The following is a 21,446-nucleotide window of genomic DNA, read 5'->3' as shown; positions in this document are numbered from 1 at the left end:
CCTGTGGTCAGTCCGCCCGCCGGAGCACGAACAGGCGTGGCCGGTGGCCCTTGGCGAAGAACTGCGGCATCGCGACGACCCGCCAGCGCGGATCGTCGGCCAGCACCGCCTCGAAGCGCCGGATGTCGTGCGTGAGCACCCCGGCACGCACCTCGCGCGTCCCCAGGCGGTCGACGGCGTCCAGCAGGTCCGCGTACAGCGTCGCGTTGGTCGCGTGCTCGCCCCACAGCTCCCCCCACGGCGGGTTCGCGACGACCGTGGTGAACGCGCCCGCGAGGGTGGGCTCGCCGTCGGGCGTCCCACCGTCTCGAGCGAGCGCGGCGACGTCGCTCACGCGCGTCTCGACCCGGCCGCGCACGCGGGCGCCCCGCAGGTGCCGCTGCGTGGTGTCGATCGCGTGCGCCGAGGCGTCGGCGGCGAGCAGCCGAGCCGCGGGTCCGCGCGCCATCCGCTCGATGAGCAGGGTCCCGGAGCCGCACATGAGGTCGGCGAACGCGTCCGACGGCGAGACCCCCAGCTCGTCGACCGCCGCCGCCGCGATGGTCGCGTTGAGCGCGCCGGGGTAGGACTCGGTGCGCCAGGCGCGCGTCGCCAGCGGGCGGGGGGTCGTGCGCACGAGAAGCTCCCACCCTCGATCAGGCGCACGCCGGACGCGGACGACGAGGTCGCCGTCGTCGTCGTCGACGGGCACGTCGGCGAGCTCGGCGAGCTCGGTCGCCAGGCGCCCCATCTCGGGCGTGTGCGCGCCCGCGGCCTCGAGGCGCAGGCCGTGGAAGCGCACGCGGGGGCGCTGCCAAGCGATCGCCTCGAGGGCCTCGGCGAAGGCGCGAACCGCGGCGGTGGCGAGCAGGCCGGTGGGGCGGGGGGCGGGCGAGGTGACGACGAGGAACGCGGCGACCACGGTGCGCAGAGCCTGGAGCGCAGCCATCGTCTCGGCCGAGCGCGGGAGGGTGACGCGCAGCTCCTCGGCCGTCGCGACCGGTACGGCCGTCGCGACCGGTGTCCCGGTGGGCTGCGGCCCCCACCCGAGCCGCTCGAGCTCGCGCTGCGCGGCCGGGGCCACACCCGCGAGCACCGTGAGCACGACCTCGGTCACGGCGTCGGGACTACCGCTCGTCGTCGCGTGCCTGCAGGACGCGGGACACGACGATCCCGACGATCGCGAGCACGACCATGCCGCCGAACACGAGCACGGGACCGGCCGGCATGCCGAGGAGGATCTTGCGCTCGGCCACCGTGACCGGCTCGGGCGTGACGTCGCCGTAGCCCGAGGTGGCGAACCGGATGTCGGAGGAGATCCGGGAGGGGCTGGTGAAGGTCTGGTCCACGGCCGTGATGTAGCCGCTGCCGCCGAGCGGGTCGAGCCACGGCGCGAGCCCGGGCTCGACGGAGGTGCTCACGGCGCCCGCGAAGGAGACCTTGGACAGGCCACGCATCGGGTCGGTGCGGTCGAGCCGCTCGGCGCCGAGGACGTAGGTGCGCAGCTCGAGCGCGTCGCTGCTGTCGGCGGACAGCAGCATCGGGTAGACCAGCTCCCCCGTGGGGAAGACGAGCTCGACGGCGGGCAGACGCGCCTCGACCGTGCGGTCGTCCGCCTCGGCGCCGTCCGCGAGGTCGACCGCTCCGGTCGGGCTCGCCGTGAACCCGATCGCGGTGAAGTACCAGCCACCGGCCGCGTACGCGTTGATGGCGTTGAGCATCCCCTGCGAGACGGCGTAGCCCCGCGCGGTGAACCACTCGGCCACGTCGTTGCCGCCCGCGGGGCCCAGGCCGTACACCCCGCCCGTCTCGTCCGCGACGAGCGGGAGCACCGGCTGATCGCCCGGGTCGACCTCGTCGGCGGCTCCGGAGAAGCTCTCCAGGTCCGGCCACCACCGCTCCTCGACGATCTCCACCGGCGCCGTGGCGGACCGGAACGCGTCCAGCAGGGAGTCGTCGGCCAGCGGCGTCACGGTCGGCTGGGAGGGGGTCGCGACCAGCAGCATCCCGCCGGTGCCGGCGTCCAGCTCGCCCGTGACGTTGAGATCGATGACCAGGTGCTCGTTGCCGTCGACGAGGGCCATCGCGGCCTCCTGGCGGATCACGCCGAGCTCGCCGGCGGTGGTGGTGACGCCGCCCGCTGCCGCGGCGGGGCCGGCGAGCGAGCCGCCGAGGACGGCGACGGCGCCGGCGACGGCCGCCGCACGGGCGATCCCGTTCGGGCGCCGCGCGCGAGAGACACGGGCTGCAGCGGCGCGGCGGGCTGTCATGCGGACACGCTATTGGACGTCACAGGTGGGCCCGAACCGCAGCCGAGGCGGCCTCAGGATCTTCACCAAATCGTGACGGCTGCCGCCCGAGGACGCGGATCGGGCGCCGGCGGCCGGCCGTTCACGCCCGCCGTCGCCCTTGAACAATACCCCTGGGGGGTATATGGTGAGCGGGAGCGAAGGAGGTCCGATGCCCGGCTACAGCGGCACCAAGGACGAGTACACCCGCCGCATGCGTCGCATCGAGGGCCAGGTGCGCGGGATCGCCCGGATGATCGAGGAGGACGTGTACTGCATCGACGTGCTCACGCAGGTCGCCGCGGTGACGAAGGCGCTCCAGGCGGTGAGCCTCGGCCTCGTCGAGGACCACCTCGGTCACTGCGTCGTCGAGGCGGCGCGCCACTCCACCGCCGACGGCGAGGCGAAGGTCCGCGAGGCGGCCGACGCCATCGCGCGGCTCGTCCGGAGCTGACTCGGCCACCCCCCACCGGCACACCCGCACAGAACCATCCCCACGAACAGGAGCACATCGTGTCCACCACCCTCACCACCCTCGACGTCACCGGCATGACCTGCGGCCACTGCGTGAGCGCCGTGACCAAGGAGCTCGAGACGGTCGACGGCGTCACCCGCGTCAGCGTCGAGCTGCACAACGGGGGCACGTCCCGCGTCACCCTGCTGTCCTCCGAGCCGCTGCCGGAGGACGCCCTGCGCAGCGCGATCAACGAGGCCGGCTACGACGTGACCGGCGTGGACGTGCGCACCCCCGAGGAGGAGTTCGCGCAGCTCGCCGACGCGCGCGAGGAGGTCTACGGCACCGCCGACGGCGGCCAGGGACCGCAGCGCGTCGAGCTCACCACGCGCGAGGCGGTCGAGCGCGGCGAAGGGGCCGACGGGAGCGCGGTATGACGACCCACGCCGACCCGCACTCGTCCGCCGGTACCAGCTCCGCGACCGCCGCCGAGCCGGCGCCGGTCGCCGAGGTCGAGCTCGCCGTCGAGGGCATGACGTGCGCGAGCTGCGTCGCACGCGTCGAGCGCAAGCTGGGCCGCCTGCCCGGCGTGACCGCCGAGGTGAACCTCGCGCTCGAGACGGCGCACGTGGTGCTCACCGCGCCGACCGACGACGCCGCCCTCCTGCGCGCCGTCGAGTCCGCGGGCTACACCGCGCGCGTCACCGAGCGCACCGATCTCACGGGGGACGCCGACGGGGCCGGCGATCACCACCACACCCACCACGACCACCCGCACGACGGCGAGCCCTCCTCCGCCGCCGACGTCGAGCACGCGCTCTCGGGCCACGGCGACCACGCCGGCCACACGGGCGACGCCGACACCTCGGCCCCCACGCCCGACCGCGGCCACGTCCTGCGGCCCCGGCTGATCGCCTCGGCGATCCTCACGGTGCCGGTCGTCGCGCTCTCGATGGTGCCCGCCCTCCAGTTCGCCGGCTGGCAGTGGCTCGTCGCGGCACTCGCCCTGCCGGTCGTGACGTGGGGCGCCTGGCCGTTCCACACCGCCGCGTTCCGCGCGGCGCGCCACGGGTCCTCGACGATGGACACGCTGGTCTCGCTCGGCGTCGTGGCAGCGACGCTCTGGTCGCTCTGGGCCCTGCTGCTCGGCGGCGCCGGCGAGATCGGCATGCGCATGACGCCGACGCTGATCCCGCGGTTCAGCGACGCGCACGGCGCGGGCCCGGAGCTGTACTTCGAGGTCGCCGCCGTCGTGACGACGTTCCTGCTCGCGGGGCGGTACGCGGAGTTCCGCGCGCGCCGCGCCTCGGGCGACGCGCTGCGGTCGCTGCTCGAGCTCGGCGCGAAGGACGCGACGCTCGTCCTCGTCGGACCCGACGGCGCGCGGACGGAGCGCTCCGTGCCCGCGGCGTCGCTCGCCGTCGGCGACCTGTTCCTCGTCCGGCCGGGCGAGAAGGTCGCGACCGACGGCGAGGTGGTCGAGGGCACGTCCGCCGTCGACGCCTCGCTGCTCACGGGTGAGCCGGTGCCGGTGGACGTCGGGCCGGGCGACGCCGTGACCGGCGCGACCGTGAACACCGCGGGCGCGCTGCTGGTGCGCGCGACGCGCGTGGGCAAGGACACCGCCCTGGCGCGGATCGGCCGGCTCGTCACCCGTGCGCAGACCGGCAAGGCGCCGGTGCAGCGGCTCGCGGACCGCATCTCGGCCGTCTTCGTGCCGGTGGTGATCGCGATCGCGCTGGTCACGCTCGGGGTGTGGCTCGCCGTCGGGGCCGCGTCCGGCGGCCTGGACACGGGCGAGGTGCAGGCGGCGTTCACGGCCGCCGTGGCCGTCCTCATCATCGCGTGCCCGTGCGCGCTCGGCCTGGCGACGCCCACGGCGCTGCTGGTCGGCACGGGTCGGGGCGCCCAGCTCGGCGTCCTCATCAAGGGTCCGGAGATCCTCGAGGCGACCCGCCGGGTCGACGTCGCCGTGCTGGACAAGACGGGGACGCTCACGCAGGGCCGGATGAGCCTGACCGAGGTCGTGCCCACGGAGGGCGCCGAGCCCGAGGTGGTGCTCGCCGTCGCCGGCGCGGTCGAGGCCTCGTCCGAGCACCCGATCGCGCGTGCGATCACGGCGGCCGCGCGCTCGGCCGCGACGCAGTCGGGGTCCGCCTCGCGCGCGCTGCCCGAGGTCACCGACTTCCGCAACGAGGCCGGGTTCGGCGTGCGCGCGAGCGTCACGCTGGACGGCGTCGCGCTGCCCGTGGTGGTCGGGCGGCCCTCGTGGGTCGCCGCACAGGGCGGCGGGTCGGGTACGGACGCCGTGGCCGACGCGTCCCGTTCCGACGCGGTGCGCGACGCCGTCGCGCGCCTCGAGGCCACGGGCGCGACCACGGTGGTGGTCGCGTGGGCGGACGCCGCCTCCGGCGCGAGCGCCGGCGCGCCGATCGTGCGCGGCGTGCTCGCGCTGGCCGATGCGCTGAAGCCGACGTCGCGCGAGGCGGTCGAGGAGCTCCGGGCGCTCGGCATCACGCCGGTGCTGCTCACGGGCGACCAGGAGGCGGCCGCGCGTGCGGTCGCGGCGGAGGTCGGCATCGACGAGGTCGTCTCGGGCGTGCTGCCCGAGGGCAAGGTCGAGCAGGTGCAGCGGCTGCAGGCGCAGGGGCGCGTGGTGGCGATGGTGGGCGACGGCGTCAACGACGCCGCCGCCCTGGCGCAGGCCGACCTCGGGCTCGCGATGGGCACCGGGACGGACGTCGCGATCGAGGCCAGCGACCTCACGCTCGTGCGCGGCGACCTGCGCGCCGCGCCGACGGCGATCGCCCTGTCCCGCGCGACGTTGCGGATCATCCAGCAGAACCTCTTCTGGGCGTTCGCGTACAACGTCGCGGCGATCCCGCTCGCGGCGCTCGGACTGCTCAACCCGATGATCGCGGGTGCGGCGATGGCCGCCAGCTCGGTGATCGTGGTGGGCAACTCGCTGCGGCTGCGCCGCGCCCCCTGACGCCGGTCAGCCTTTCGCGAGAGGGTTTCCGTCCGTTCGCGAGAGGATCCTCGTCCTCTCGCGAGGGGTCGGGATCGGGGGGCGCATCCAGGCGACGTCGAGTCGACAGTGGTAGAACCCACGCATGACGACGGCGAGCCCACCCTCCCCCGACGGCGCGCCTGCGCGCGGGGTCGCCGTGCCACCGGGAGAGGCGCTCGCCGCGCTGGCACCAGGGCCGTCCACCGGGGCGCAGCGCCGCCGCTGGACCTACGAGGTCTGGCTCGTCCTCGGCGTCACGGTCCTGGGCAGCGCGACCTACGCGATCCTCAACCTCGTCGACCGTTACACGATCGACGTGCCCCTCGGCGAGCAGACCGCGGCGATCAACACCACGATCAACGCGCGCCCGTGGCTCGACCTCCTGTACCAGCTGCGCCGCATCGTCTTCCTCGCCCTGCCCGCCCTGCTGGCGCTCTACCTGCTGTCTGCGAACGGGCGCTCGGCGATGCGGCGCATCGGGCTCACGTTCGCGCAGCCGGGCCGTGACCTCCTGCACGGGATCGGCCTCGCCGCCGCCGTCGGCATCCCCGGACTCGGGGTCTACCTCGCCGGTCGCGCACTCGGCATCACCGTCGAGGTCCAGCCCGCGGCGCTCGGCGCGTTCTGGTGGACCGTGCCGGTGCTCGTCCTCGCGGCCCTCGCGAACGCCTTCCTCGAGGAGACGGTCGTGGTCGGCTACCTCGTCGAGCGGCTCAGGGACCTGCGCTGGGGCGTCGTGGCGATCATTGTCGCGAGCGCCCTGCTGCGCGGCAGCTACCACCTCTACCAGGGACCGGGGATGGCGATCGGGAACGTCGCGATGGGCGTCCTGTTCGCCTGGTACTACCTCGTGCCGTCCTGGGGCCGACGCGTGCTGCCGCTCGTGATCGCCCACACCCTCATCGACGTCGTCGCGTTCGTCGGCTACGCCCTCGCCCCGCACGCGTGGCTCGCCGCGCTCGGCCTCGCCTGAGTCCGCCGCGCACCGCGGTCCACGGTCGCCTCCGACGGCGCGAGGAGACGCCGACCTACACTCACCAGGGTGAGCCACGAGCCGGAGAGCGACCGGACCTCCGGCGTCCCCGGCTACCAGCCGACGGAACGGCTCGACCGCGCCGCCCTCGAGGCGTCGATCGGCGCCGCCGGTTCGCACCCCTCGGTCCGGCGCCCGACGGCGAGCGACCCGTCGGCGACCACGCCCACCTCTCCCGGAGCCGAGACCGAGCCGGACCCGCAGGACTCGCCCGAGCCCGAGCCCCAGGGCGGGGCGATCAGCGAGCCCGAGCCTGAGCCTGAGCCCGAGCCCCGGGGCGAGCCCGAACCCCAGGCCGACGCCGCCGGCGAGCGCTCGGAGCCCGACGCGGACGCCGACGCGGACCCCGACGCGCCCACCACCCCCGAACCCCCGCTCGAGCGCGAGACCGCCGAGATCGTGCGTCGCCTCCCGCAGCTCTCCACCGGCGCACCCGCGCCCGAGCGCGAGGTGACGATCCTCGACCTGCCCGTCTACCGCCTGCGACGACCCGGCGACCTGGTCGCGGCCGTCGTCGCGGTGGTGGGGATCGCCGTCGTGCTCCTGCTCGCGGTCTTCGCGCACGCGACGACCGAGGGCGTGACCCAGGACGTCCAGAACGCGCTGCCGGCGGCGCTGCGCGCCGTCCTGCTCGCCCCGGTCAACTTCCTCGAGGGCGTCGTGACGGTGCTGCTGCCGGCCGCGGTCGTCGTCGAGCGCCTGATCCGCCGCCAGCCGCGGCTCGTGCTCGAGGCGATCGTCGCCGCGACGATCGCGGCGCTGCTCACGGTCGCCGCGATGTGGGCCCTGACGACGTTCGGCTCGCAGGCGCTCATCGACGGCGTCACCACCGTCACGACGCCGCGCACCTCGTTCGTCCCGGGCATCGCGGCGCTCGCCGCGCTGCTCACCGTCACCGGCTCGACCGACCATCGCCGCCTCGTCGCGTGGACCTGGAACCTGCTCTGGGTCACGCTCGTGCTGCAGGTCCTGCGCAACGGCATGACGCTGCCGGGCGCCCTCACCTCGGTGCTGGTGGGCCGCACGGTCGGGATGGCGGCGCGGTACCTCACCGGCGTGCTCGGCGACCGCGCCTACGGCGAGCACCTCGTCGGTGCGCTGCGCCGCTGCGGCATCGACCCCGTGCGCGTCCTGCGCATCATCGACGGGCGCCCGATCGAGGGCGCCGAGCCCGTCGTCGTCGTCACCGACGACCCGATCGGGTACGTCACCGACAGCGGCGTGTCCGCCGACCTCGCGCCCGACGGCGAACCCGAGTCCGCGTCGTGGGCCGGCGGTGAGCAGCACGAGGACGCGCCCGACGGCGAGCGCGCCCCTGCGCACGACGCGACCCTGCGCGAGGCGAGCCACGGCACGGGCGACCCGACCGCGGCGGCGCGCCCCGCCGTCGTGGGCGCGCCGGCGAACGAGCCGCACGCCGCCGCGGCCGGCCCCACGACGGCAGCGAGCGCCCGCGAACGCCTCACCACGACGTGGGACTTCTCCTCCGAGATCCCCGTGATCACCGAGGAGATCCCGCCCGCCGCGACGCAGGCACAGACGACCCACGGCACCCGGTCCACGTCCGCCGAGCGCGGCCGCCCGCCGCTGCGCACCGCGACCGCCGTGATCGGCGAGGAGGAGGGGGAGAACCGGATCTACTCGGTGCGCGACTCCTCCGGCCGCGTCTGGGACGTCGGGGTGCTCGACGGCGACCGGCAGGTCGTCGGCGCGCTCGCCGCGTTCTGGTCCGCGATCCGCCTGCGCGGCCTGCGCACCCGCACGGTGGTGTCGCTGCGCGCCGCCGTCGAGCGCGCCGCACTGATGTCCTACGCCGCGGACGCCGCGGGCGTGCGGACGCCCACGCTGCGCGGGCTGACCACCGAGCAGGACTCCGCGATCCTCGTGTCCGAGCACGTCTCGGGCACGCGCACGTTCGCCGACGTGCAGACGCGCCACCTCACCGACGAGGTGCTGGACCGGATCTGGGCGCAGGTCCGGGCCGCGCACGCCGCCGGCCTCGCACACCGCAACCTCGACGACCAGGCGATCCTGCTCGACGCCGACGACGAGGTGCTCCTGACCGGCTGGACCCAGGGCGAGGTGTCCTCCCCCGAGCTCGCGCGGAGGCTCGACCTCGCGCACCTGCTGGCGCTGCTGGCCCTGCGGGTGGGCGCCGAGCGCGCCATGGCGAGCGCCGCGCGCACGCTGACGCGCGAGGACCTCATCGCGATCGCGCCGATCCTGCAGCCCGTCGCGCTCCCCGAGCGCACGCGCGCGGAGGCCCGCAAGAACAAGAAGGTGCTCGCGGAGGTCCAGGAGATCCTCGTCGGCGTCATCCCGACGGTCGCGGACGTCCAGCCGATGCAGATGCGCCGGTTCTCGGTGCGCACGATCGTCACGGTCACGGTGGCCGCCGTCGCCGGCTGGCTCGTCCTGACGTCGTTCAACCTGCAGCAGATGGTCGAGTACGTGCAGGAGGCGAACCCGGCCTGGCTGGCCGCGGCGTTCGTGCTCGGCCTGCTCACCTACGTCGGCTCGGCGATGGGCCTGGTGGCGTTCGCGCCGGTCCGGCTGTCGCTCTGGCGCACGTCGCTCGTCCAGATCGCGGCCTCGGTGGTCGCGCTGGTCGCGCCCGCCGGCGTGGGGCCGGCCGCGATGAACCTGCGGTTCCTGCAGAAGAACCGGCTCGACACCCCGATGGCGGTCGCCACGGTCGCGCTGGTGCAGGTCTCCCAGTTCGTCACGACGATCCTGCTGCTCATCGGGATCGCCCTGGTGACCGGCTCCTCCGGTGCGCTGGACACGCTGCCGTCGGGCGCCGTCGTGATCGGGGTCTCGGCGATCGCGGCCGCGGTGGGCGTCGGCCTGCTGCTGCCGCGCGTGCGCACGTGGGTGTTCGCGAAGATCCGGCCCACCCTGCAGCAGATCTGGCCGCGGCTCGTGTGGGTCGTGGGACAGCCCGGCCGCCTGCTCATGGGTCTGGGCGGCAACCTCGTGATGACCGTCGGCTACATCGCCGCGTTCGGCTGCACGCTCGCGGCGTTCGGCGAGAGCATCCCGCTCACGTCGCTCGCGATCGTCTACCTGGCCGGCAACGCGGCCGGGTCGGCCGTGCCGACCCCGGGCGGCATCGGCACCGTCGAGCTCGCGCTCAGCTCGGGCCTGCGGGCGGCCGGCGTGGGCGCGGCGGCCGCGCTCGCGAGCGCGTTCGTGTTCCGGCTGCTCACGTTCTGGATCCGCGTCCCGCTCGGCTGGCTCGCGCTGCGCTGGTTGCAGAAGCGCAACCTGGTGTAGGGGAGAATGGCGAGGATGTCCGTCTCCTTCCGCGCCGCCGCGGCCACCGACCTGGGGACCGTGCGGACCAACAACGAGGACTCCGCGCTCGTCAGCGCGCGCCTCGTCGCGCTCGCGGACGGGATGGGCGGGCACGCGGCGGGCGAGGTCGCCTCGGCGGTCGTGATGCGGGCCCTCACCGAGCTGGCGCGCAGCGGGCGGCTCGCCGCGGTCACTCTGACCGACGCGGTGCAGCACGCGCGCGACACCCTGCGCGCCATGTCGCACGCCGATCCCGAGATGTCCGGCATGGGCACCACGCTCGTCGCCCTCGCCGACACCCCCGCCGGCATCAAGCTCGTGCACATCGGCGACTCCCGGATCTACCGCCTGCGCGACGGCGTGCTCACGCAGCTCACCACCGACCACACGCACGTGCAGCGGCTCGTCGAGACCGGCCGGCTGAGCCCGGACCAGGTCCGCAACCACCCGTTCCGGTCGGTCATCCTGCGCTCCATCGACGACACCGGCGACGACCTGCCCGACGTCGGCCGGACCGCGGAGGTCGCCGTCGGGGACCGGATCCTGCTGTGCAGCGACGGGCTCTCGGACTACGTCACCGAGGAGGCGTTCGCCCCCGTGCTCGCGTCCGGGGACGCGCACGAGGCGGCGGAGGGGCTGGTGGCGCTCGCGCTCGAGGTCGGGACGCGGGACAACGTGACCGCGATCGTGCTGGACGTCGTCCCGCGGGACGAGGGCGAGCTCGCTGCTGCCGACGGCGCCTCCCCCCACATGCCCGACGGCGTGCTCACGCTCGGCGCGGACCTCACCCCCGAGCACCTCACCGACCAGGCGCGCGCGGTGCTCGAGGCGTCCTTCGCCGCGTGGCAGCCGGGGCAGGTTCCGGCGCCGCCGACGGCGACCGAGCCGGCCGGACGTCCGGTCGACGCCGCGCACGCGTCCGACGGCGGGGCGCAGCCAGGCGACGACGTCGCCGTCGCGTCGGCGTCGGCCGCGGCGCCGTCGGCTGACGTGGCGGGCGGTGCCGCCGAGGCGGGGGACACGCCGTCGGAGGACCCGGCCGCCGACGGGAAGCCTGACGTTGCCGCCCGCGAGCGCGATGGGGACGAGGGCGACGACGCGCGGGCCCCCGGGCCGATGACGATCCGCGAGCGGTTGTGGCTCGGCCTCGTGCTGGTCGCGTTCGCCGCGACGGCGGTCGGGGTCTGGGTCACGCAGTCCTGACCGGCGCGCCGCCGCGGCCGAGCCGATGCGCGGACGGGTGCTCGCCGTCGGGCACGGCCCACGCGTGCCGCGGCCGAACGTCCCTAGCATGTCGGGGTGGACGTCTTCCCTGCCTACACCCCTGCCCCCGACCGGTACCTCGCGATGGCGTACTCGCCTTCGGGGCGTTCGGGTCTCCGCCTGCCGCGCGTCTCGCTCGGCCTGTGGCACAACTTCGGCGACGCCAACGACCGCGTGACGCAGCGCGACATCCTGCGCACCGCGTTCGACCACGGGGTGACGCACTTCGACCTCGCGAACAACTACGGCCCGCCGTACGGCGCCGCGGAGGAGAACTTCGGCCAGCACCTCGCGCGCGACTGGCGCCCGTTCCGCGACGAGCTCGTCATCTCCTCGAAGGCGGGCTACGACATGTGGCCCGGTCCGTACGGGGACGGCGGGTCGCGCAAGTACCTCGTGGCGTCGCTGGACCAGTCGCTGCGCCGGATGGGCCTGGACTACGTCGACATCTTCTACAGCCACCGTCGCGACCCCGACACCCCGCTCGAGGAGACGATGGGCGCGCTGGACGCGATCGTGCGCGCGGGCAAGGCGCTGTACGTGGGGATCTCGTCCTACAACGCGGCCGACACCGCCCGCGCCGCCGCGATCCTGCGCGAGCTCGGCACGCCCCTGACGATCCACCAGCCGCGGTACTCGATGCTGGACCGCTGGATCGAGCAGCCCGGCGCGCACGACTCCGCCGACGAGCGCTCGCTGCTGGACGTGCTCGACGCCGAGGGGGTCGGCTCGATCGTGTTCTCGCCGCTCGAGCAGGGGCTGCTGACCAACCGATACCTCGACGGCGTGCCGGAGGACTCCCGCGCGGGCCACGACGGCCGGTACTTCCGCAGCGAGCACCTCACGCCCGAGCGGCTGGCGAAGGTCCGCGCGCTCGGGCCGATCGCCGAGGGGCGCGGGCAGACGATCGCGCAGCTCGCGATCTCGTGGGTGCTGCGCGGGGGCCGGGTGACGTCGGCGATCGTCGGGGCGTCCTCGAGCAAGCAGCTGCTCGGGACGGTGGCCGCGGCGTCGGCGCCGGACCTCTCCGCGGACGAGATCGCGGCGGTGGAGGCCGCCCTCTCCGCGAGGTGATCTTCGTCCTCTCGCGAGGGTGGCCCGGCGGGTCAGGCGGCGGTGAGCCCCGCCGTCGTGCCCGCGTCCCGCACCAGCCGCGCGTAGGCGCCGCCCCGCGCGAGCAGCTCGGCGTGCGAGCCGTGCTCGACGACGCGCCCGCCGTCCAGCACCGCGATCACGTCCGCGTCGCGCACCGTCGAGAGCCGGTGCGCGATCGTGATCGTCGTGCGCCCCGCCCGGGCCGCGTCCAGCGCGACCTGCACGGCCCGCTCGGTCGTGTTGTCCAACGCCGAGGTCGCCTCGTCGAGCACGAGCACCCGCGGGTCCCGCAGCAAGGTCCGGGCGATCGCGACCCGCTGCCGCTCGCCGCCCGAGAACCGGTGCCCGCGCGCGCCCACCACGGTGTCGTACCCCTGCGGAAGCGCAGCGATCACGTCGTGCAGCTGCGCCGCGAGCGCGGCCGCCACGAGCTCGGCGTCGGTCGCGTCGGGCTTGGCCATCCGCAGGTTCTCCGCGACCGTGGCGTGCAGCAGGTAGGACTCCTGCGACACGACGCCGACCACCGCGGCGACGTCTGCGAGCCGCACGGAGCGCACGTCCACGCCGTCGATCCGCACGGCGCCGGACGTGACGTCGTGCAACCGCGGGACGAGCGAGGACAGCGTGGTCTTGCCCGATCCCGTCGCCCCGACCAGCGCGAGGTGCCCGCCGGCCGGGACGGCCAGCGACACGTGGGACACGGCGTCGCGCTCGGCGCCCGGGTAGCGGAACGTGACGTCGTCGAACGTCACGGACCCGCGCACCCGGTCCGCGGGGAACGGCACCGGGTCGGCCGGGTCGTCGATCTCGACCGGCAGGTCGAGGTACTCGAACAGCCGCGAGAACAGCGCGGTGGAGGCGGTGAGCTGGACGCCGACGTCGAGCAGCCCCTGCAGCGGCCGGAACAGCCCGCCCTGCAGCGCGGTGAACGCGACGAGCGTGCCGATCGTCATGCCACCGGCAGTGGCGGGCAGCCCGGCGGCCAGGTAGAGCAGCGCCGGCATCGCGGCGAACACCACGGTCATCGTGGCCATCCGCCACCGACCCGCGAGCTGCGCCGCGACCTCGAGGCCGAGCATCCCGCGGCTCGCCTCCGTGAAGCGGGACGCGAGCGAGGGGCCCGAGCCGAGCGTCTTGGACAGCAGCACGCCCGAGACCGACAGCGACTCCTCGACCTGACCGTTGAGGTCGGCAAGCGCGGCCTGGCGCCGCGCGGTGACGTCACGGCGCAGCGCCGCGACCTTGCGGCTCACCACGATCGCGACGGGGAGCACGAGCAGCGAGATGAGCGTGAGGCGCCAACTCAGCGCGAGCATCGCGACGAGGGAGCCGATCACGGTGGTGACGTTGGCGGCGGCGGACGTCGCGCTGGAGGTCACCACGCCCTGCACGCCGGCGACGTCGTTGGTCAGCCGACTCGTCACTTCACCCGCACGCGTGCGGGTGAAGAAGTTGAGGTCCTGGCGCTGCAGGTGGCCGAAGAGGCGGGTGCGCAGGTCGTGCATGATGCGCTGCCCGACCCCGGTCGCGAGCCACGTCTGCAGCACCCCGATCACGGCGGTCACCGCGGCGACCGCCACGAGCGCGAGCACGCACCGCACCAGCAGCGCGAGGTCCTGGTGGGGCAGGGCGTCGTCGATGACGGCCTTGGTGAGGAACGGCGTCGCGAGCCCGATGAGCGACGACGCGACGATGAGGAGCACGACGACGGCGAGCCGCCCCCGGTGCGGAGCGAACAGTCTGGCGATCCGCCGGTAGGAGACGGGGTGCGCTCGGAGCTGCGCGAGGTCGGCGGGATCACGCCGGAGCGGCTCACGCGTCATCGGGTTGCCGCGGCCGGGGCCGCCGTGCGCGCCGCCGGAGCCGCCGGAGCGAGGGCCGGCCGAGACGCCGGGGGCGTGGGACGCGGGAGAGGAGGAGGTCGGGATCGTGGGCGCTGTCATGGCGCATCACCAGGCTTTCGAGTGTGGGAACGTGTCATCGTTCGGGAGATATATCCTGAGGTTACCTCACAATGAGGCAGAGTGTCAATGCTCTGACCCGTCCCGGCCAGGGTCCGCCGACCCTAGGCTCGGCTGCATGACGGTCCACGGCCACACCGGCGTCCCCGAGACGGACCTCGTGCTCGCCGTCGCCCGCGCCCTGCGCCGCTCCGCCGGTGACGGCCTCGCCGCGCTCGACCTCACACCGCACGAGGCGCGCGCCCTGCGCGCGGTCGCCGGTCACGGACACGGCGGCGGTCGCGGGCCCGGCCGGCACGCGCCCGACGGCGAGCTACAGCCAGCGCCCGACGCCGAGGCCCAGTCAGCGCCCGACGGCGCACCCTCCCCCGCCCCCCGCCTCGCCGACATCGCGGCCGCCCTGCGGATCGCGCCGCGCTCGGCGACCGAGGTGATCGACCGCCTGCAGGACCGCGGCCTCGTCCAGCGCCGCCCGAGCGCGACCGACCGCCGCGCCGTCGAGGTCGTCCCGACGCCCGAGGGCCGCGCGGTGCTCGTCGATGTCGAGCGGGTGTGGCGCACGTCGGCCGAGGCGTTCCTCGCGCCGCTGGACCGGGACGAGCGCACCACCCTGGCGGACCTGCTGCGGCGGCTGCTGCCGGAGGACCCGCGCCCGTAGGTCTCTCGACCCGGATCCGCCGGTGTGGTGGGTGGGTCGTGAGACGCGAATGCCCCTCTGGCCTGGGACGATGGGACTTGTCGACGGTCCTGTTCGTGCCTGGAGAAGGGCATTCGGTAAGTCAGAGTCTGTCATGTGAAGTCCGCGGTCTTCGGTGTCCGGTTGCGCGAGGGCAACTGCCCTTCGCAGTTGAGGGTGTAGTGGGCGCTGGCGTGGCGGTTCTCGCCCTCGTCGGCGCGAGCGACCCACGGTGCTTCAGGTTCGCTCCCCCGTCACCGTTGCCGAGCTGCGCGGCGAGATCGTGGGTGACCTCGCCTCCTTCGGCCGAGGTCTGCTCCTCCTCGTCCTCGGCGCCGGCACACTCCTCGTTGCGGTCGTCGTGCTCGCCGACACGCTCGTCCGCCGCACCGACATCGGACGCCGCCGCGCCCTCGGTGCCCCCCGCTGGGCCGTCGTCACGATCGTGGTCGGCCGCACTACGACCGCCGCGGTCCTGGGTGCTCTGGTGGGCACGGGCGTGACGTCGTTCTGGCTCCAGGTCACCGGCACGCACGTGAGCGTCGAGTTCACCTCGGCGATCGCGATACTCGCAGTCCTGGCAGCGACGGTGGGTGCGCTCGCACCCGCGATGTCGGCCGCCTGGCAGGACTCGGTCACAGTCCTGCGAACCCCGTGACGGCCGGCCCTCGACCGTGGTGGACGGGACGCCTCCCGCTGCGGACGACCCAGCATCGCACCTGCCGCCGCACCACCAGGCCCGCCCCGTAGGGTGGACGGCATGGTCGCGATGTCCGACGGGCGCCCCGCGCCCGCCCACCCCGACGCCGTCGTCACAGGCCCCACCTACCGCTTCACGGCGCTGACCAGCCGCCTCATCCGGATGGAGTGGCACCCGGACGGCGTGTTCGTCGACCGCCCGACGCAGGCCGTCGTGAGCCGCGCGTTCGACCCACCGTGGCTCGACGTCGACGACGACGGCGAGCGCCTCAGCATCCGCACCGAGCACGTGCAGCTCGTCTACGACAAGGAGCGGTTCTCCACGGCCGGCCTCTCGGTCGCGCTGCACCGCGGCGCCCCCGACGCGCACTACGCGACGTGGCGCTACGGCCAGGAGATCCCCGGCACGCTCCCGCTGCGCGGCAACCTCGGCGGCACGGCGCGCACGCTCGACGAGGTCGACGGCGCGTGCCCGCTCGAGCCCGGCGTGCTCGCCGCCCACGGCTTCACGGTGCTGGACGACTCCGGCTCGGTGCTCATGTCGCAGGACGGCTGGATCGAGCCGCGCACGGGCGGCGGCCTCGACCTGTACCTGTTCGCGTACGGTCGCGACTTCCGCGCCGCGCTCACGGACTACCACCGCCTCACCGGCCCGGTCCCGCTGGTGCCGCGGTTCACGCTCGGCAACTGGTGGAGCCGTTACTGGCCGTACTCCGAGCCCGAGTACGTCGCGCTGATGGACGACTTCCGCGACCGCGGCCTGCCGTTCTCGGTGGCCGTCATCGACATGGACTGGCACGTGGTGGACGTCGACCCCGAGCTGGGCACGGGCTGGACGGGCTACACGTGGAACCGCGACCTGTTCCCCGACCCCGCGCGCTTCCTCGGCGCGCTGCACGAGCGTGGCCTCGCCGTCACGCTCAACGTCCACCCGGCCGACGGCATCCGGCGGCACGAGGAGGCCTACCCCGCGGTGGCCCGCGCGCTCGGCCTCGATCCCGAGTCGGGCGTGCCGGTGCCGTTCGACATCACCGACCGCGCTTTCGTCGACGCCTACTTCACCCACGTGCACCACCCGCGTGAGGCCGAGGGCGTGGACTTCTGGTGGCTGGACTGGCAGTCCGGCGGCGTCACCAACATTCCCGGCCTCGACCCGCTGTGGATGCTCAACCACCTGCACTTCACCGACTCCGGCCGCTCGACCCCGCAGCACCCCGAGGGCCGCCGCCCCCTCACGTTCTCGCGCTACGGCGGCCTCGGCAGCCACCGCTACCCGGTCGGCTTCTCCGGCGACACGATCACCACGTGGGCCTCGCTCGCGTTCCAGCCCTACTTCACGGCCACGGCCGCGAACATCGGCTACACGTGGTGGAGCCACGACATCGGCGGCCACATGTTCGGCGTGCGCGACGTCGAACTCGCCGTGCGCTGGTACCAGTTCGGCGTGTTCTCGCCGATCAACCGGCTGCACTCCTCCGCGAGCGCCTTCAACACCAAGGAGCCGTGGCGGTTCGGCCCGCGCGCCGAGGCCGTGATGTCGCGGTTCCTGCGGCTGCGTCACCTGCTCGTCCCGGCCCTCTACTCGGCCGCATGGTCCGCGCACACGGACGGCGTCGCCGTCGTGCGCCCGATGTACCACGACGCCCCGAACGTCGGCGCGGCGCTCGAGGCCCGCGACCAGTACCTGCTCGGGCCCGACCTGCTCGTCGCGCCCGTCATCACGCCCGCCGATCCGTCGGCGCACCTCGCCGCGACGGGAGTCTGGCTGCCCGACGGCGAGTGGACCGACCTCTTCACCGGCGCCACCTACGCGGGCGGGCGCCGCGTGACGATGCACCGCGGGCTCGACACGATCCCCGTGCTCGCCCGGACCGGGACGGTGCTCCCGCTCGCGGCCGACCCCCTCGCGCCGGTCGACCGCAACCCCGAGGCGCTCGTGGTGCGCGTCTTCCCCGGCCGGGTCGGGACGTCGGGGCGCGGCACCTTCGTGCTCGTGGAGGACGACGGCGCGGGGTCGCCCACGGCGGACGACCGCCAGCAGACGCGGTTCGACCTCGCGTGGGAGACCGTCGACGACGCGCTCGACGTCACGCTGAGCATCCCGGCGCCGACCGGACCGGGCGTGCTGACCCGACGCCGGATCACGGTCGACCTCGTCGGCCCCGCCGGCGCGGACGCCGTCGAGCTGGCGCGCGCCGGGGGTGAGCGGATCGACGGACCGCTCGAGGGCACCGGCTCCGTGGTGGGCGGCGGCGCCGCGGTGGGCGCTCCCGCATCGCTCGCCGCCGAGGACCCGACGGCGATCCTCGGCCCCGCGCTCCGGCTCGACCTGGGCGAGCTCGACCTGGGCGACGGCGTACGCCTGCACGTGCGCGGCGTCCGCCCCCGGCGCAACTCGCTCGCCGACGACGCGTTCGCGCTGCTCGACGCCGCCGAGATCCCGTTCCACGCGAAGGAGCGGGCGTGGTCGGCGACGCAGCGGCTGTCGGGCGTGCCGCTCGTCGAGGAGCTCTCGACCGTGCCCGATCTTCCCGACGTGCTGCGCGCCGCGATCGTCGAGCTCGCGTCGGTGCACGCGGCGCACGCCGACTGACGCCCCTGGCGATCAGCCGAAGATCGCCTTCCCGGTCTCGAGCTCGATCGGCGCCGAGGTGTGCTCGTGCACGATGCGCCACACGCCGTCGTCGCCCTGGCGGACCACCCACGTCAGGCGGTTGATCATCGCGAAGGCGTCCTCGCCGTCGCCGGCCTCGCCACCCTCGACGGCGTAGCGCGCCCGGGCGTGCGCGGCCACGACCGGGCCGTCGCCGAGCACGGTGACATCGGTGATCTCGGCGATGTTCCGCTGCCCGGGCTCGAGCATGCCGAACCAGGACTCGACGCCGCGGCGCCAGGAGTCCAGGCCGACGCCCGACGCCGACATCGCGAGGTCGAAGACCACGACGTCCGGGTCGTAGAGCGTGAGGAACGCGTCGACGTCGAGCGCGCCGGCGCGCTCGGAGTAGGCACGGGCGAGCTGCACGACGGCGTCGCTCGCGGTGTCGGCGCGGATCACGTGGTCGGGTGCGGGGTGGTCGCTCATCGTGGCTCCTGCGTCTCGTCGGTGTCGGGTGCTCCCCCGGTTGACCGGCTCGCGCGCACGGACTCATCGGTCGAGCCGGCCGGGTTCGCCGAGAATGCGCCTGGCAGCTCGAACGCGCCCGTCGAGCACACCACCGCATGCTCGCGGAGGAGGGCTGGAAGCGGCCGGAAGGGGCCGGACGGGACCGAACGGGACGCCCGGAACGCGACGAACCCCGGCGCGCCGTGCGCCGGGGTTCGTGCTCTGCCGTGCGGCAGCGGGTGGTCGTCGGACCACCGGGGGTCTACTCGCCGAGCATCCGGTAGAGCTCGCGACGGAGCTCGTCCATCTTCTCGGCGGCGGCCTTGCGCTGCTCGGCCGTGCCGTCGGAGGCCACCTGGCGCAGCGCCGTCATGAGCTTGCGGCCCGAGACGAGGATGTCGCCCATCTCGGCCCAGTGCTCCTCGACCGGCGTCCACATCCGCTCGACCTCGGCGGCGTGCTCCGCGAGGTACGCGGTGCCCGCCTCGGTCACGGTGTACTGCGTGCCGCCGCCGCCGGAGCCGTTCTCGACCGGGGCGATGAGGCCCTCGTCGACCAGCTGGGCGAGCGTCGGGTAGACCGAGCCCGGGCTGGTGCGCCAGACGCCACCGCTGCGCTCCTCGATGCCCTTGATGAGGCCGTAGCCGTTGGACGGCGCCTCACCGAGCAGCGCGAGCAGCGCAAGCCGGACGTCACCCTTGCGGGCGCGGCCACGTCGGGAACCGGGTCCCCCGGGTCCGCCGTGCCCGCCCCGCCCACCGGGGCCGAAGCCGCGGTGCGCACCGGGGCCGAAGGCGGGGCCGAAGCCGGGACCGAACGGTCCCACGCCGGGGACGAACCCCGGGCCGAACGCCTCGGGGTCGAAGCCGAACGGGCCGCGGCGCCCGCCGCGGCCGGCCCGCTCACCGCGCTGGCCTCGGTCGCCTCGGTCGCCCCGGTCGCGCCCGCGACCACCGCGCTCGTCGGCGTCACGGACGTCCTCGAACCCCTCGCCGCCGGGCTCACCGTGCTCACCGGGGGTGCCCCAGTCCGTGTCGTCGGGTCCGAACCCGCCGCGCGGGTCGCCCGACTGCGGGCCGTACGCCCGCATCCCCGGGCCGCCGGCGAAGCCGCCGCGCCGTCCCGGTCGGCCCCCGCGTCGGGGGCCCTGTTCCGGGTGCTCACCCGGGTACTGACTCATCGTGTCGTGGTCACGCATCTCGTTCTCCTTGGATCGTCTGATCGGCTGTCCGATCGGTACCGACATATCGTGCGCCACCACTCACCCGACTGTCAACGATGTATCGCTATTGAGTCTCCGAGCGCGCGGAAGCCTCCTCCCCGCAGGAAAGCGGACCGCTCAGCGCGTCCGCACCACCTCGATGAGCTCCGGCAGCCGCGGCGCGTACCGCTGCGACCCCGGCAACCCAGCCGTCGCGTCCCGCCGCGCAAGAACCGACTCGTGGACGTCGTCGCCGTCGAGCACCACGCGCGTGCCCCAGCGGAACCCACCGAGCACCCACCAGACGGCGGAGTTCGCGTGCAGCGGCGCCGACCAGCGCTCGCGCGGCAACGGCGGCAGGTCGGGCCCGCCGCGCTCGCGGGCGACACCGATCGCCTCCCGGTACTTGCGCGCGTCGACAAGCAGCCCCGCCGCGACGGCCTCGCGCACCATCCAGTCCAGCGCGATGTCGGCGACCTCCGCGTCCCCGCCCACGTCGCCGTGCGTCCCCGCGAACCACACCTCCTGCAGCCGCGGCAGCGGGCCCGGGGCCACCACGGGCGTCCCGTCCTTGAGCACCGCGGGCGTGGGTGCGGAGTCTGCCGCGAACCGCGACACCGGGAAGTGGAACCGGCGCTCGCCGAGCGCCATGGCGTGCCGCGCCGTCGTGACGTTGACGAGGTCGCGCGTGTAGGGCCAGCGCGCCTGGACGAACCCCGGCCGCCAGCCCGCCCAGCCGAACACGCCGGCCGTCTTCACCGTGTCCCACACGCCGAGGAACCGCACCTGGCGCTCGACGGTCTCGAAACGCGTGGTGAACTCCGCCGTCGGGCGGCCGAAGGTCCGCGTGAACCGCCGCGTGGTGTCCCAGTACGCCTTGCGCTTCGGGCTCGCCTCGTCGGGCGGCGTCTTCGCCCACAGCTTGACCGCGTACGGCACGAGGTTGCGCGCCGACGGACGCAGCAGGCCGACCGTCGCGAGCATCCCCGTCACCGCCCGGGCCGTGTAGGCGCCGCGCGAGAACCCGAACACGAAGATCCGGTCGCCCGGCTCGTAGGTGTCCACGAGCCAGCCGTACGCCTCCTCGACGTTGTCCTTGATCCCGTGACCCATCGCCATCTGCCCGAGCTTGGAGAAGAACCGGCCGAGCCGCGTCCACGCGCCGCGCGAGCCCATCGTGCCCACGCCCGGGTCGTAGTGGATGAGCTGCCGATCGTCGCGCTGCAGCACCGAGTACAGCCGCACGACGTTCGTCCACGGCTTCTCCGGCTCGTTCGTCGTGCCGTCGAGGCACAGCACGAGGTTGCGGCCCGACGGCGAGCGCGCACCTCCCACGTTCGGCCCACCGACACCCACCGTCTCGCTCATCGCGTCCTCCCGCTGTTCT

At 74.5% G+C, this 21,446-nt stretch carries 16 protein-coding genes; 10 read left to right on the top strand and 6 right to left on the bottom strand.

Features of this window, described 5'->3' with window-relative positions; all coding sequences use genetic code 11:
• Positions 1–7: 7 nt before the first annotated feature.
• Both AC3AQ1_RS09695 and AC3AQ1_RS09690 read right to left on the bottom strand, forming a co-directional pair.
• Positions 8–1,096, bottom strand: a complete 1,089-nt coding sequence (locus AC3AQ1_RS09695) for a class I SAM-dependent methyltransferase (RefSeq protein WP_108718812.1) — start codon at positions 1,094–1,096, stop codon at positions 8–10.
• 10 nt (positions 1,097–1,106) lie between these two features.
• Positions 1,107–2,249, bottom strand: coding sequence for a DUF2330 domain-containing protein (locus tag AC3AQ1_RS09690; RefSeq protein WP_108718811.1), 1,143 nt, complete (start codon positions 2,247–2,249; stop codon positions 1,107–1,109).
• Positions 2,250–2,439: 190 nt separating this feature from the next.
• Here AC3AQ1_RS09690 and AC3AQ1_RS09685 point away from each other — a divergent pair, with 190 nt between their 5' ends.
• From AC3AQ1_RS09685 to AC3AQ1_RS09655, 7 genes are all read left to right on the top strand, one after another.
• The gene (locus tag AC3AQ1_RS09685) at positions 2,440–2,721 is read left to right on the top strand and encodes a metal-sensitive transcriptional regulator (protein WP_108718810.1); all 282 of its coding nucleotides are present in this window, start codon (positions 2,440–2,442) and stop codon (positions 2,719–2,721) included.
• Between the two features lie 59 nt (positions 2,722–2,780).
• Positions 2,781–3,158 carry a heavy-metal-associated domain-containing protein gene (locus AC3AQ1_RS09680; protein ID WP_234417447.1) on the top strand — a complete coding sequence of 126 codons (378 nt, stop codon included), beginning with the start codon at positions 2,781–2,783 and terminating at the stop codon, positions 3,156–3,158.
• Complete coding sequence (locus AC3AQ1_RS09675) at positions 3,155–5,710, top strand: heavy metal translocating P-type ATPase (protein ID WP_108718809.1); 2,556 nt, start codon at positions 3,155–3,157, stop codon at positions 5,708–5,710. The genes AC3AQ1_RS09680 and AC3AQ1_RS09675 overlap by 4 nt, the downstream gene beginning before the upstream one ends.
• A gap of 124 nt (positions 5,711–5,834) precedes the next feature.
• Positions 5,835–6,704 (top strand): CPBP family intramembrane glutamic endopeptidase, encoded by an 870-nt coding sequence (locus AC3AQ1_RS09670; protein WP_108718808.1) that lies wholly within the window; start codon positions 5,835–5,837, stop codon positions 6,702–6,704.
• A 69-nt stretch (positions 6,705–6,773) separates the two neighbouring features.
• Positions 6,774–10,040 (top strand): lysylphosphatidylglycerol synthase domain-containing protein, encoded by a 3,267-nt coding sequence (locus tag AC3AQ1_RS09665; protein WP_108718807.1) that lies wholly within the window; start codon positions 6,774–6,776, stop codon positions 10,038–10,040.
• Positions 10,041–10,055: 15 nt separating this feature from the next.
• On the top strand, positions 10,056–11,264 hold the full coding sequence (locus AC3AQ1_RS09660; protein ID WP_159096482.1) for a PP2C family protein-serine/threonine phosphatase: 1,209 nt from the start codon (positions 10,056–10,058) through the stop codon (positions 11,262–11,264).
• A 144-nt stretch (positions 11,265–11,408) separates the two neighbouring features.
• Positions 11,409–12,398 (top strand): aldo/keto reductase, encoded by a 990-nt coding sequence (locus AC3AQ1_RS09655; RefSeq protein ID WP_108720120.1) that lies wholly within the window; start codon positions 11,409–11,411, stop codon positions 12,396–12,398.
• 32 nt (positions 12,399–12,430) lie between these two features.
• Here AC3AQ1_RS09655 and AC3AQ1_RS09650 read toward each other — a convergent pair whose 3' ends face one another.
• Positions 12,431–14,362, bottom strand: coding sequence for an ABC transporter ATP-binding protein (locus AC3AQ1_RS09650; RefSeq protein WP_108718805.1), 1,932 nt, complete (start codon positions 14,360–14,362; stop codon positions 12,431–12,433).
• A 136-nt stretch (positions 14,363–14,498) separates the two neighbouring features.
• Between AC3AQ1_RS09650 and AC3AQ1_RS09645 the strand changes: the two genes are divergently transcribed.
• From AC3AQ1_RS09645 to AC3AQ1_RS09635, 3 genes are all read left to right on the top strand, one after another.
• Entirely contained in the window at positions 14,499–15,038 is a 540-nt protein-coding gene (locus AC3AQ1_RS09645) for a MarR family winged helix-turn-helix transcriptional regulator (protein WP_108718804.1), read from the top strand.
• Positions 15,039–15,288: 250 nt separating this feature from the next.
• On the top strand, positions 15,289–15,714 hold the full coding sequence (locus AC3AQ1_RS09640; protein WP_108718803.1) for an FtsX-like permease family protein: 426 nt from the start codon (positions 15,289–15,291) through the stop codon (positions 15,712–15,714).
• A 102-nt stretch (positions 15,715–15,816) separates the two neighbouring features.
• Positions 15,817–18,348, top strand: coding sequence for a glycoside hydrolase family 31 protein (locus tag AC3AQ1_RS09635; protein WP_108718802.1), 2,532 nt, complete (start codon positions 15,817–15,819; stop codon positions 18,346–18,348).
• Between the two features lie 12 nt (positions 18,349–18,360).
• On the opposite strand, the gene AC3AQ1_RS09630 is transcribed toward AC3AQ1_RS09635, so the two are convergent.
• From AC3AQ1_RS09630 to AC3AQ1_RS09620, 3 genes are all read right to left on the bottom strand, one after another.
• Positions 18,361–18,837: a YybH family protein gene (locus AC3AQ1_RS09630; RefSeq protein ID WP_108718801.1), complete on the bottom strand. Its 477-nt coding sequence runs from the start codon at positions 18,835–18,837 to the stop codon at positions 18,361–18,363.
• 283 nt (positions 18,838–19,120) lie between these two features.
• Complete coding sequence (locus tag AC3AQ1_RS09625; protein ID WP_234417446.1) at positions 19,121–20,056, bottom strand: PadR family transcriptional regulator; 936 nt, start codon at positions 20,054–20,056, stop codon at positions 19,121–19,123.
• 141 nt (positions 20,057–20,197) lie between these two features.
• Entirely contained in the window at positions 20,198–21,427 is a 1,230-nt protein-coding gene (locus tag AC3AQ1_RS09620) for a T6SS phospholipase effector Tle1-like catalytic domain-containing protein (protein WP_108718800.1), read from the bottom strand.
• Positions 21,428–21,446 lie beyond the last annotated feature (19 nt).

The sequence above is a fragment of the Miniimonas sp. S16 genome (assembly GCF_057748195.1).
This window is presented reverse-complemented; position numbering and strand designations above follow the sequence as displayed.